This is a genomic window from Kitasatospora sp. NPDC058048, from assembly GCF_042885555.1.
GTDB classification, from domain to species: Bacteria; Actinomycetota; Actinomycetes; order Streptomycetales; family Streptomycetaceae; genus Kitasatospora; species Kitasatospora lactacystinica.
This window is the reverse complement of record NZ_JBHVRT010000057.1, coordinates 1,678-13,161: the sequence shown is the minus strand read 5'-3', so window position 1 is coordinate 13,161 and position 11,484 is coordinate 1,678. Positions and strand designations below refer to the sequence as shown.

Genomic DNA, 11,484 nt, shown 5'->3' with positions numbered 1-11,484 from the left:
CGGCTCGCACGGTGGTGCGCCTGTGGGTGGTGCGGTCTCGCGCGGGGTGTGCCCCGCGCGCGGGGTCATCCTTTCACGCCGCTCGCCGTCAGTACCATTGCACAGGCCGCCGCGTCCGCGCCGGAATCAGCGGCCCCGGGCGGGTGTTGGCGTTCCGGGGGTGGAACTCCTCCCTGCCCAGGATCGCCTCACGAAGGACACCACCAGTGACGACTGCCACTGAGCGCAAGACCGCCGACTTCTGGTTCGACCCGGCCTGCCCGTGGGCGTGGATGACCTCCCGCTGGATGGTCGAGGTCGAGCGGCTGCGTCCGGTCGACGTGCGCTGGCACGTGATGAGCCTGTCGGTGCTCAACGAGCACCGGGACCTCCCGGAGAGCTACCGGGAGCTGCTGGACAACGCCTGGGGCGCGGTGCGGGTCTGCATCGCCGCCGCCGAGCAGCACGGGCCGCAGGTGCTCGGCCGGCTCTACACCGAGCTGGGCGTGCGTTTCCACAACCAGGGCCTGCCGCAGAACCGGGAGACCATCGAGGCCGCCCTGGTGGCCGCGGGCCTGCCGGCGGAGCTGGCCGACGCGGGCGGCACGGACGCCTACGACGACGCCCTGCGCGCCTCGCACAAGGAGGGCATCACCCTGGTCGGCGAGGACGTCGGCACCCCGGTGATCGCGGTCGAGGGCGCGGACGGCGAGCGGGTGGCCTTCTTCGGCCCGGTGGTCACCCCCGCCCCGAAGGGCGAGGCCGCGGCCCGGCTGTGGGACGGCACCCTGCTGGTGGCCTCCACCCCGGGCTTCTACGAGATCAAGCGCACCCGCACGGCCGGCCCGTCCTTCGAGTGAGCCGCAGGTAGTTCCCCGGAAACGCGGCAGGGCCCGGTACCGATCGGTACCGGGCCCTCGCCATGCATGGGGACGGGAAGGTCAGCGCAGGGCGGCGGCGTCCCGGCGCTGCTTGAGCAGCCCGGCGACGGTGAGCAGCGCGACCAGCACGCCGGCCGCGTACAGCTGGTCGCGGTTGCCCTCGGTGGTGGTCATCAGGGCGAGGATGGCGGCCACGGCGGCCATCGCGACCCAGGTGAGGTACGGGTAGCCCCACATCTTCACGGTGAGCAGCTCGGGCGCCTCGCGCTCCAGCCGGCGGCGCATCCGCAGCTGGACGACGCAGATGAACAGCCAGACCACCAGGATCGCCACGCCGGTGGTGTTCATCAGCCAGGTGAACACGGTGTCCGGCCAGAACTTGGCCGCCAGCACGGCGCCGAAGCCGAACAGGCAGGAGATCAGCACGGCTCTGCGCGGCACGCCGCCGCTGACCTTGGCCAGCGCCTTGGGGCCCTGGCCGCGGCCGACCAGCGAGTACGCCATCCGGGAGGCGCCGTAGATGTTGGCGTTCATCGCGGACAGCAGCGCGACCAGCACCACCACCTGCATGATCGTTCCGGCGGCGGGCACCCCGAGGTGGCTCAGCACGGTGACGTACGGGCCGTCGGCGACGACCTTCGGGTCCTTCCAGGAGACCAGGGTGACCACCAGGGCCATCGAGCCGATGTAGAAGATCGCGATCCGCCACACCGCGGTGCGCACGGCGTTGGCGACGTTCTTCTTGGGGTCGTCGGACTCGGCGGCGGCGATGGTGACGGTTTCCAGGCCGCCGTACGCGAAGACCGAGGCGAGCAGGCCGATGATCAGTCCGTCGACGCCGTTGGGCAGGAAGCCGCCCTGGCCGGTGAGGTTCGCCGCGCCGGGGGCGCCGGGGCCGATCACCCCGGCGATGCCGAGCCCGCCGAGGACCAGGAAGGCGATGATCGCGGCGACCTTGATCGCGGCGAACCAGAACTCGAACTCGCCGAAGTTCTTCACCGCGGTGAGGTTGCTGGCGCAGAAGAAGGCCATGAACAGGCCGACCCAGACCCAGGCGGAGACGCCGGGGATCCAGCCGTTGACGATCTTCCCGGCGGCGGTGGCCTCGGCGGCGACGCCGCAGCAGAGCATCACCCAGTACATCCAGCCGGCCGTGATCCCGGCCCAGGGGCCGATCTCCTTCTCGGCGTGCACCGAGAACGAGCCGGAGGCGGGGCGGGCGGCGGACATCTCGCCGAGCATTCTCATGATCAGCATGACCAGGAGGCCGGAGAGCACGAACGCCAGGATGATCGCCGGGCCGGCGGCCGCGATGCCGGCGCCGGAGCCGACGAAGAGGCCGGCGCCGATCACGCCGCCGAGGGCGATCATGGACAGGTGGCGCTGCTTCAGGCCGTGCGAGAGCTGCTGACCACCCGACGCCGGGCCTGCGGCCGGCTGGGTGCCGGTGGGGGTCCCGGTCGCCGTCGGGGCGGAAGTGGGGGCCATAGGGGTGGTTCCAGACTGTGCGGTATGCGACATGAGCTGTCCAATATCCGGCGGCACCCCTGTCCATGCCAAGAATGTTCGATTCGGGCCCACCATGCGGACCCTGCCGAAACCTACTGTGATCATGCTGTGACCAGGAGTTGTTCCGGTCCGGTTCCGACAATGCCCGAGGGCGGGGGTTTGTCCGAAACCGTGCCGTTCGCCCAGTGGATCACCGCGTAGGTTCACAGGTGTTCACTCACCTGGACTCTCACGGAGGAGCCCCGATGGCCACTGCCACCACCCCGATACCGCGCCGCACCGTCCTCGCCGACCTGCTGCCCGCCGCCTCCACCCGCCTCGGCGCCCAGGCCCGCGACCTGGCCCTGGTGGCCGGCGGCGCCGCGCTGACCGGCCTGGCCGCCCAGCTGTCGGTGAACGTCCCCGGCTCGCCGGTGCCCGTCACCGGCCAGACCTTCGCCGCCCTGCTGGTCGGCACCGCGCTCGGCGCCCGCCGCGGCGTCGCCTCGATGGTGCTCTACCTGCTGGCCGGCATGGCGGGCCTGCCCTGGTTCGCCGAGGGCACCTCGGGCTGGGCGACGGCCTCCTTCGGCTACGTGATCGGCTTCGTCCTCGCCGCCGCCGTGACCGGCGCGCTGGCCCGCCGCGGCGCCGACCGCACCCCGGTCAACACCGCCGTCACCATGGTCCTCGGCAGCCTCGCCATCTACGCGGTCGGCGTCCCGTACCTCGCCCTGTCGCTGCACGTGCCGCTCGCCCGCGCCGCCGAGCTCGGCCTCTACCCGTACCTGGTCGGCGACGCCGTCAAGGCCGCCTTCGCCGCCGGCGCCCTGCCGCTGGCCTGGAAGCTGCTCGGCCGGCGCTGATCCGCCCGGCCGGCCCGCGTCGCCCGGCCGCCCCGCGCCGCCGTCCCACCCGGTCGGCGCCCCCGTTGTCGGGCCCGGGCGCACGCGCATGCCACACTCATGGCATGCGCGTGTACCTGGGCTCAGACCATGCCGGATACGAACTGAAGAACCACCTCGTGGAGTGGCTCAAGGGGGCCGGCCACGAGCCGGTCGACTGCGGGCCGCACATCTACGATGCCGAGGACGACTACCCGCCGTTCTGCCTGCGTGCCGCCGAGCGCACCGCCGCCGACGAGGACGCCCTGGGCATCGTGATCGGCGGCTCGGGCAACGGCGAGGCGATCGCCGCCAACAAGGTCAAGGGCGTCCGGGCCGCGCTGGCCTGGAGCGTGCAGACCGCCGAGCTCGGCCGTCAGCACAACAACGCCAACGTGATCTCCATCGGCGGCCGCATGCACACCCAGGACGAGGCCACCGAGTTCGTCGAGGTCTTCCTCAAGACCCCGTACAGCGGCGAGCCCCGGCACACCCGCCGGATCGAGATGCTGAGCGAGTACGAGACCACCGGCGAACTCCCGCCGATCCCGGCCCACCACCCGCAGGGCTGATCCCACCACCCACCCTCCCCGACGGCCGGCCGCACGCTCCCGTGCGACCGGCCGCCGCCGTGTCCGGACGCCCCCGGACGGCCCCGGACCTCGCCCGACGGGCCCGCGGCGGCCCGCTCCGCCTGTGGGATCGGCCACAGGCCCCGGCGCTCGGACACCCCCGTACGCGGGGCGCGCACGCCGCCCGCACGGTTCCGTACGCCCAACCGGCGTACGCCTCCTGACGGCACGCCCGCAACCCCGCCGATCGGCCGAAACCCGCCGGGCGCCCCGCGCTCCGGCGCCCGCGCCCGCCCCCGACCCGTCGACGCCGGGCCGTGCCCGTGGATAGGGTCGGACCCCATGGCTGGCAGAGCGCCGGGCACACCGCCCCAGACGACTGCGACGAGGCCCGGCGCCGCCACGGCGTCCGAGTCCGTGACGGCCCGGTTGCGCAAGAGGGTCCGCCGGGTCCGCCGAAGGCTGCGCACAGCCGGTGTGGACTACTTCCGCGGCGGCGCCGCCGACTGGCCGGTGCTCTGCGCGCTCGCCCTGCTCGTCCCGCTGCTGATCCTGCTCAACATCTGGATGCCCGACTGGGCCCCGCCCACCTCCCTGGTGCTGCCGATCCTGGCCGGCGCCCTGCTGCTGCGCCCCGGCAGCCTGGTGGTGCTCTACGCGCTGGCCGCGCTCGGCCTCTCCTCCGAGTCCGTGATCCACACCGGCCAGCGGGTCGCCAGCGACAACCCCGAGGCGTACATCTACGGCGTGACCCCGGGCGCGGCCCTGGTGGTCGGCGCCGCCGGGGTGGGCGGCCTGCTGCTCGCCCAGTTCCGGGCCCGGGTCGGCGTGCCCTGGTGGGGCGGCTCCACCATGCTGTTCGACCTGCGCGAGCGGCTGCGGGTGCAGAGCCGGGTGCCCGAGCTGCCGGAGGGCTGGCACGCGGACATGGCGCTGCGCCCGGCCGGCGGCCAGTCCTTCTCCGGGGACTTCGTGGTCGCCGCCCGCACCGGCCCCGGCCAGCGGCTGCTGGAGGTGGTCCTCGCGGACGTCTCCGGCAAGGGCATGGACGCCGGCTCCCGCGCGCTGCTGCTCTCCGGCGCCTTCGGCGGCCTGGTCGGCTCGCTGCCCGCGCACGACTTCCTGCCCGCCGCCAACGGCTACCTGCTGCGCCAGTCCTGGGAGGAGGGCTTCGCCACCGCCGTCCACCTGGTGCTGGACCTGGACACCGGGGAGTACGAGCTGCTCTCGGCCGGGCACCTGCCGGGCATGCAGCGGCTGGCCGGGGAGGGGCGCTGGGAGGTCAAGCAGGCCGAGGGCCCGCTGCTCGGGATCTACGACGGCGCCAAGTTCGAGGGCGTGCGCGGCCGGCTGAACCGGGGCGACGTGCTGATGCTGTGCACCGACGGCATGGTCGAGGCCCCGGGTCGGGACCTCGGGGAGGGCATGGACCGGCTGATGGGGGAGGCGGACCGGCTGGTGCCCGGCGGCGGACCCGGGACGGGCACGGGCACCGCGGCCGCGCTGATCGAGACGGTCGCCCGGGACATCAACGACGACCGCGCCGTGCTGCTGCTCTGGCGCGACTGACGGTGCCGCCGGGGCACATGCCGAGGGCAGCCGCCGCTGTCAAGCCCGGCAGCTGATCTTCGGCCAATTCGCAGGCCCCGTCAGCGGAGCGGACCAGCGGCTTCCGTTCCCCGCCCCCGGCCGTTTTCCGGCCGCTCAGCACGGCCCCGCCGACGATTCGTCAGGACGGCTCCGCTATCGTCCCGGTCGGCGGAAACTCGTCTCGCATCGCAGGATATCGGCGTTGGGCTGACTTTCAGACCTTTACGCAATCGGCACGGTCGACCACACTGAGTCCGGGCGGGACTGTTCAGGATTCGGGGGATTGGGGGCGTCACGTGCGGCACGACAGACAGCGGTCGACTGTGGGCTCCCTCGCCGGCGCTGCGCCGGACGGTCCGCGATTCCGCCTCGGGACCGTCGGACAGGCCGGGGTCCGGCTTTCGCAGGTGCCGCCGGGCGGCGGCACCCCGCTATGAAAACGAGGAAGTGAGTCCGGGTGGCACTCTCCGTCTCCGCACTGGTCCTGTTCGCGATCCTGTGCATCATCTTCATCCGCAACAAGCAGATGAAGATCCCGCACGCGATCGTCGCCGCCCTGTTCGGCTTCATGCTCCACGAGACCACGGTCGCCGGCTCCATCAACTCTCTGCTGGCCAACCTCGCGCACAGCATCTCCGGCATCACCGGCGGCTGACCCGGCCGGGCCGTCCGCACCCTCGCCCAGGGGTCACCGGTCGGCCCGTCTGGCCTCCCGCCAGCGAGCGAACAGTCCCCGGGGGCGCGCCGCCGCCGGGGCCGGGGCACGCATCGGCGCGGGTGCCACCGCACCCGCCGGCGTGTGCTGTCCCGATGCCGTCGGCTCGGCCGTCAGCAGCACGAACAGCCGTGCCCAGCACAGCCGTTCGCCCCGCGGCCAGTCCAGCGCGCGCAGCGCCGCCGAGGCGGCCTCCGACACCTCGCCGCCCACCCGGACCTCGGCGACGTCGTCCCCCGCCTTCCCGCCCAGGAAGAGCTTGACGCCCACCGGCCCGGGCCCGGTCAACCCGGCGCGCAGCGCGGGCGCCAGCGCCGGCAGCACCCGGTGCTCGGAGAGCCAGCCCGCCAGGTGCTCGTTGCCGAAGCCGAACACCGCGGCCGGCCCCTGCACCGCGCGCCAGCCCGGGAGTCCGGGCAGGGCCGGGCGGTCGGCGCGGATCCCGCGGCCCCCCGCGACCTCGACCAGCACCGGGGCGGTGGTGGTCGCCCACATCTTCACCGCGTTGGCGAGCTTCTCCTCCTCGGTCTTGCCGAGGCCCGGCGCGCAGTCCCACACCACCGGGGCGTCCGCCCGGCCCAGGTGGAGCACGAAGCCGAGGTCCACGTGCCCGGCGCCGTCGTCCCCGGGGTGCTCGCGCACCGCCACCGCGGTGGTGCCGGGGCCGCGGACCACCTCGCCGTCCGGGCGGAACACCTGGCCCAGGCGCGCCATCTCCCGGACCACACAGCGCTGAATGACGGCCAGTCGCTCCTGCGGATGCACCGGGACTCCTCCACCTCGGGAGCGCGGCGGCTGAGCTCGCGCTCGAACTGCGCTCGAACGCCGCCGAGGCTATCGGCCCGACAGCCCGCCGGGAAACCATGCGGACCCCGCGGTCCTCCGGTCGCGGAAATGTCCTGGATGCCCCACTTTGGGCAGCGGAACCTGAAGGCCGTCCGCCCGGAGGACCCGCATGCCCCGCACCGCCGCCCCGCCCCCGCCCGTCCTCCTCGCCCCCGGGCCGCCGCCGTTCGGCCCGGCCGGCCCCGGGCTGGTCGCCGAGATCGAGGCCTACCTCGCCTCGCTGCCCGCCCCCGCGCGCACCCCGGTGCCGTACGTCTGCCCCCACGGCAGCGTCCTGCGGCCCTGGCAGGCCGGCCACCCCGAGCCCCGGGCCACCTTGCTCGACCGGGCGCTGGGCCGGCCCGCGCGCCCCGTGCCGGTCGGCGCGGCCGACCACCTCCGGCTCGCCTCCCGCTACATCGGCGCGCACGGCTGGCTCCAGGGCGCGATGTGGGACGCGGCCGGCCGGGTCTGCCTGCTCGGCGCGCAGGCCGCCGTCCTGGCGCACGGCTACGGGACCCCGGACACCGTGCGCACCGCCCGGGTCCAGCTGATGGAGGTGCTGCACGCCACCGGCCGCCCGGCGCGCTCCCCGGACGAGTACAACGACCGCCCGACCACTCGGGAGGGCGACGTCCACCAGCTGCTGGACCGGGCCGCCGCCCGGGCCGCACGGCTCGGACTCTGAGGCGGAAGGGGCCGCGGCGGCCCGGGGAACGCCGACGGCCCCGGTGCGCTGGGCACACCGGGGCCGGATCGGAGAGCGGGCGACGAGAATCGAACTCGCGTGACTAGTTTGGAAGACTAGGGCTCTACCATTGAGCTACGCCCGCACGACGCTCCCAGCCGTCACCGGCCGGAAGTCCGGGGGACAGCGTACCTGGTCCGGCCGCCCGAGCGCACGCCCCCTCGCCCAGCGCCCTGCGCGCACCCTCTCGCGCCCGCGCGGTATATGTCGCGGTCGCGCCCGCGCGGAACAACTCGGCGAGCCGTGCAGGCCCGGCGTGTACGCTTCCTCTCGGCACCACGGGGTGTGGCGCAGTTTGGTAGCGCGTCCGCTTTGGGAGCGGAAGGCCGTCGGTTCGAATCCGGTCACCCCGACAGTGCGGCAGGGTCTCGCCCGACGGGGGCGGGGCCCTGTTCTGTGTGGGAGCTCCCCGGCGGCGGTACGGTGGCGCCTGGCGTCCGCCTTTCGTGGTACCGGTAGGATGGGGCGCTGGCGGTAGTCCCTGTGGCGTCCACCCAGGTCAACCGCACGAGGGCGAGGAGTCAAGCTCACCGTCCACCCCACGGGAGATGCAGCTCCAACCGCCCATCGCCCGTCTCGTCCGACCCCCCTTCCGGCTCCGGCCGGGCGATGGGGACGGGCGGAGACAACCTGACCGCAAGCCCCTAGGAGACCTAACCGTGAAGAGCGCCGTCGAGACTCTGAACCCGACCCGGGTTCGACTCACCGTCGAGGTGCCCTTCGAGGAGCTCAAGCCCAGCCTCGACGCGGCGTACAAGAAGATCAACCAGCAGGTCTCGGTCCCGGGCTTCCGCAAGGGCAAGATCCCGAACCGGGTCATCGACCAGCGCTTCGGCCGTGGTGCCGTGCTGGAAGAGGCCGTCAACGACGCCCTGCCGCGCTTCTACACGCAGGCCGTCGACGAGGGCAAGATCGAGGTCCTCGGACAGCCCGACATCACCAACATCGAGGGTGTCGAGAAGATCGCCGATGGCGGCGACCTGAAGTTCACCGCCGAGGTCGACGTCCGTCCGGAGGTCACCCTGCCGGAGTTCTCCTCCATCGAGGTGACCGTCGACCCGATCGTCGTCTCCGACGAGGACATCGAGAAGTCGCTGGAGCAGCTGCGCGAGCGCTTCTCCTCGGTCAAGGACGTCGAGCGCGCCGCCGCCGAGGGCGACATCGTGGTCGTGGACCTGGTCGCGAAGGTCGACGGTGAGGTGCCGGACGACGGCACCGCCAACGGCGTCAGCTACGAGATCGGCTCTGGCCGCCTCATCGACGGCATCGACGAGGCCGTCGTCGGCCTGTCGGCCGGCGAGGAGAAGACCTTCGAGACCGAGCTCAAGGGTGGCACCCAGGCGGGCAAGACCTCCGAGGTCACCGTCACCGTCACCGCCGTCCAGGAGAAGGAGCTGCCCGAGCTGGACGACGAGTTCGCCCAGCTGGCCAGCGAGTTCGACACCCTGGAGGACCTGCGCGCCGACTCCCGCAAGCGCCTGGAGCGCATGAAGGAGTACGACCAGGCCACCCAGGCCCAGGAGAAGGTCCTGGACGCGCTGCTCGCCCTGGTTGAGATCGAGTACCCCGAGAAGCTCCTCAAGGACGAGGTCGAGACCCGCAAGCACAACGTGGAGCACCACCAGCTCCAGCCGATGGGCCTCTCCCTCGACGCCTACCTGGAGACCCAGGGCAAGACCGCCGAGGAGTGGGACGCGGAGATCGAGGAGCAGGCGAAGAAGGGCATCAAGACCCAGTTCGTCCTGGACCAGATCGTCGCCGACGAGGAGCTGGGTGTTAACCAGGAGGAGCTGACCGAGCACCTCATCCGCCGCGCCGCCGGCTCCGGCCTCACCCCGGACCAGTTCGCCCAGCAGGTCGTCCAGGGCGGCCAGGTTCCGCTGCTGGTCGGCGAGGTCGCCCGCGGCAAGGCGCTGGCCACCGTGGTCGAGGCCGCCAAGGTCGTCGACACCGAGGGCAACGAGATCAACTTCGACGACGAGGACGAGACGGCCGAGACCGTCGAGGCCGCCGCCGAGGAGACCTCCGCCGAGGAGAAGACCGAGGCCTGAGCGCCCCGGTAGCCCCTCAAGGCCGCAGCGGGCCCGGACGCCGTACGGTGTCCGGGCCCGCTGTCGTCCCCGCCCGCGGCCACCGCGACCCTGCGCTCACAGCGAACAGTTCTGCGTGAGGGATTCTGCGGCCCGGCCTGCGCGTTAGGGTCCTTGGACAGCACCAATCACGACGTGATACCCGGAAGCTGTGCGACATCGTGACGGCCGTGGAGCGACCGTCCAAACCGACTGAGCAGGTGGCTAAGTGACGTTCCCGCAGATGCAGATGCCTGGCCCGATGGCGCCGCACGCCGCCGCTGGTGACGTGCTCGGCGGCCTTGGCGACCAGGTCTACAACCGGCTGCTCAACGAGCGGATCATCTTCCTCGGCCAGGCGGTCGACGACGACATCGCCAACAAGATCACCGCGCAGCTGCTGCTGCTGGCCGCGGACCCGGACAAGGACATCTTCCTCTACATCAACTCCCCGGGCGGCTCGATCTCGGCCGGCATGGCGATCTACGACACCATGCAGTACATCAAGAACGACGTCGTCACCATCGCGATGGGCATGGCCGCCTCGATGGGCCAGTTCCTGCTCACCGCGGGTGCCCCGGGCAAGCGCTTCTCGCTGCCGAACTCGACCATCCTGATGCACCAGCCCTCCGCGGGCCTCGGCGGTTCCGCCACCGACATCCGCATCCAGGCCGAGCAGCTGCTCCGCACCAAGAAGCGGATGTCCGAGCTGATCGCCCACCACAGCGGCCAGTCCTTCGAGCAGATCACCGCCGACTCCGACCGCGACCGCTGGTTCACCCCGGAGGAGGCCCTGGAGTACGGCCTCATCGACGCGATCATGCACAGCGCCGCGGACGTCCCCGGCGGCGGCGGCACGGGCGCTGCCTGAGCCTCGGCCCGCCCGCGAGACCACAGCCCCAACGCCCCGGAGGACAAGGACCCCATGAACATCCCCAGCCTGTCGGCCGCCCAGGCCCGCGTCGAGGACATGCGCGCCGAGGGCCGCTACATCGTCCCGCGCTTCGTCGAGCGCACCACGCAGGGCATCCGCGAGTACGACCCGTACGCCAAGCTGTTCGAGGAGCGCATCATCTTCCTCGGCTCGCAGGTCGACGACGTCTCGGCGAACGACATCATGGCGCAGCTGCTGTGCCTGGAGTCGATGGACCCGGACCGCGAGATCCAGATGTACATCAACTCGCCCGGCGGCTCGTTCACGGCCCTGACGGCCATCTACGACACCATGCAGTACGTGAAGCCGGACATCACCACGGTCTGCATGGGCCAGGCGGCCTCCGCCGCGGCCGTGCTGCTCGCCGCCGGCACCCCCGGCAAGCGGATGGCGCTGCCGAACGCCCGCATCCTGATCCACCAGCCGTACACCGAGACCGGCCGCGGCCAGGTGTCCGACCTGGAGATCCAGGCCAAGGAGATCTTCCGGATGCGCGAGCAGCTGGAGGAGATGCTCTCCAAGCACTCCAACCGGACGGCGGAGCAGGTGCGCGACGACATCGAGCGCGACAAGATCCTGACCGCCGAGGAGGCCGCCGAGTACGGCCTGATCGACCAGATCATCTCCACCCGCAAGACCTCGCTGACCTCCTGAGGTCGGCGCCCTCCCGGCCCGCCCCCGGGTCGGAGGGGCCGTCGGGGGGGGGGGGGGGGCCCCCGGGGGGGCCCCCCCCCCCCCCCCAGCGGGTCGGCCCGCCACGCCAGCGGCGTGGTGTAATTAACAGAGGGGGGGGGGTCCG

General features: G+C 72.5%; 11 protein-coding genes and 2 tRNA genes. 10 read left to right on the top strand and 3 right to left on the bottom strand.

All coding sequences use genetic code 11. From position 1 onward, the window contains the following. Nucleotides 1-206 precede the first annotated feature (206 nt). Nucleotides 207-839 carry a DsbA family protein gene (locus ACFVVA_RS38380; RefSeq protein ID WP_387695343.1) on the top strand — a complete coding sequence of 211 codons (633 nt, stop codon included), beginning with the start codon at nt 207-209 and terminating at the stop codon, nt 837-839. 81 nt (nt 840-920) lie between these two features. Here the strand turns inward: ACFVVA_RS38380 and ACFVVA_RS38375 are convergent, their stop codons facing one another. After that, the gene (locus tag ACFVVA_RS38375; protein WP_387695341.1) at nt 921-2,348 is read right to left on the bottom strand and encodes an amino acid permease; all 1,428 of its coding nucleotides are present in this window, start codon (nt 2,346-2,348) and stop codon (nt 921-923) included. Between the two features lie 266 nt (nt 2,349-2,614). Between ACFVVA_RS38375 and ACFVVA_RS38370 the strand changes: the two genes are divergently transcribed. From ACFVVA_RS38370 to ACFVVA_RS38355, 4 genes are all read left to right on the top strand, one after another. Continuing rightward, the gene (locus tag ACFVVA_RS38370) at nt 2,615-3,214 is read left to right on the top strand and encodes a biotin transporter BioY (RefSeq protein ID WP_380353532.1); all 600 of its coding nucleotides are present in this window, start codon (nt 2,615-2,617) and stop codon (nt 3,212-3,214) included. Between the two features lie 104 nt (nt 3,215-3,318). After that, nucleotides 3,319-3,804, top strand: coding sequence for a ribose-5-phosphate isomerase (locus ACFVVA_RS38365; RefSeq protein WP_387695340.1), 486 nt, complete (start codon nt 3,319-3,321; stop codon nt 3,802-3,804). A gap of 342 nt (nt 3,805-4,146) precedes the next feature. After that, nucleotides 4,147-5,373, top strand: a complete 1,227-nt coding sequence (locus ACFVVA_RS38360) for a PP2C family protein-serine/threonine phosphatase (RefSeq protein ID WP_359914822.1) — start codon at nt 4,147-4,149, stop codon at nt 5,371-5,373. 478 nt (nt 5,374-5,851) lie between these two features. After that, nucleotides 5,852-6,049 carry a hypothetical protein gene (locus ACFVVA_RS38355; protein WP_359914825.1) on the top strand — a complete coding sequence of 66 codons (198 nt, stop codon included), beginning with the start codon at nt 5,852-5,854 and terminating at the stop codon, nt 6,047-6,049. Nucleotides 6,050-6,082: 33 nt separating this feature from the next. On the opposite strand, the gene ACFVVA_RS38350 is transcribed toward ACFVVA_RS38355, so the two are convergent. Continuing rightward, nucleotides 6,083-6,874 carry a DUF6348 family protein gene (locus ACFVVA_RS38350; protein ID WP_387695338.1) on the bottom strand — a complete coding sequence of 264 codons (792 nt, stop codon included), beginning with the start codon at nt 6,872-6,874 and terminating at the stop codon, nt 6,083-6,085. Between the two features lie 190 nt (nt 6,875-7,064). On the opposite strand from ACFVVA_RS38350, the gene ACFVVA_RS38345 reads away from it, so the two are divergent. After that, nucleotides 7,065-7,622: a hypothetical protein gene (locus ACFVVA_RS38345; RefSeq protein ID WP_387695337.1), complete on the top strand. Its 558-nt coding sequence runs from the start codon at nt 7,065-7,067 to the stop codon at nt 7,620-7,622. Nucleotides 7,623-7,696: 74 nt separating this feature from the next. Here the strand turns inward: ACFVVA_RS38345 and ACFVVA_RS38340 are convergent. Beyond that, nucleotides 7,697-7,767: transfer RNA gene (locus tag ACFVVA_RS38340), tRNA-Gly, on the bottom strand. Between the two features lie 194 nt (nt 7,768-7,961). Between ACFVVA_RS38340 and ACFVVA_RS38335 the strand changes: the two genes are divergently transcribed. The 4 genes from ACFVVA_RS38335 (at nt 7,962) to ACFVVA_RS38320 (ending at nt 11,339) form a co-directional block, all read left to right on the top strand. Beyond that, nucleotides 7,962-8,035: transfer RNA gene (locus ACFVVA_RS38335), tRNA-Pro, on the top strand. Between the two features lie 306 nt (nt 8,036-8,341). After that, nucleotides 8,342-9,733 carry a trigger factor gene (gene tig, locus ACFVVA_RS38330; RefSeq protein ID WP_359914834.1) on the top strand — a complete coding sequence of 464 codons (1,392 nt, stop codon included), beginning with the start codon at nt 8,342-8,344 and terminating at the stop codon, nt 9,731-9,733. 268 nt (nt 9,734-10,001) lie between these two features. Then, nucleotides 10,002-10,622 carry an ATP-dependent Clp protease proteolytic subunit gene (locus ACFVVA_RS38325; protein ID WP_380353544.1) on the top strand — a complete coding sequence of 207 codons (621 nt, stop codon included), beginning with the start codon at nt 10,002-10,004 and terminating at the stop codon, nt 10,620-10,622. Nucleotides 10,623-10,676: 54 nt separating this feature from the next. Beyond that, nucleotides 10,677-11,339 carry an ATP-dependent Clp protease proteolytic subunit gene (locus ACFVVA_RS38320; protein WP_380546627.1) on the top strand — a complete coding sequence of 221 codons (663 nt, stop codon included), beginning with the start codon at nt 10,677-10,679 and terminating at the stop codon, nt 11,337-11,339. The last annotated feature ends 145 nt before the right edge of the window (nt 11,340-11,484 follow it).

Excerpts from the sequence above, each read along its gene's own strand:
- ACFVVA_RS38365 (WP_387695340.1), top strand. The coding sequence starts at position 3,319 with ATGCGCGTGTACCTGGGCTCAGACCATGCCGGATACGAACTGAAGAAC.
- ACFVVA_RS38320 (WP_380546627.1), top strand. The coding sequence starts at position 10,677 with ATGAACATCCCCAGCCTGTCGGCCGCCCAGGCCCGCGTCGAGGACATG.
- ACFVVA_RS38360 (WP_359914822.1), top strand. The coding sequence starts at position 4,147 with ATGGCTGGCAGAGCGCCGGGCACACCGCCCCAGACGACTGCGACGAGG.
- ACFVVA_RS38345 (WP_387695337.1), top strand. The coding sequence starts at position 7,065 with ATGCCCCGCACCGCCGCCCCGCCCCCGCCCGTCCTCCTCGCCCCCGGG.
- ACFVVA_RS38325 (WP_380353544.1), top strand. The coding sequence starts at position 10,002 with ATGCCTGGCCCGATGGCGCCGCACGCCGCCGCTGGTGACGTGCTCGGC.
- ACFVVA_RS38370 (WP_380353532.1), top strand. The coding sequence starts at position 2,615 with ATGGCCACTGCCACCACCCCGATACCGCGCCGCACCGTCCTCGCCGAC.
- ACFVVA_RS38375 (WP_387695341.1), bottom strand. The coding sequence starts at position 2,348 with ATGGCCCCCACTTCCGCCCCGACGGCGACCGGGACCCCCACCGGCACC.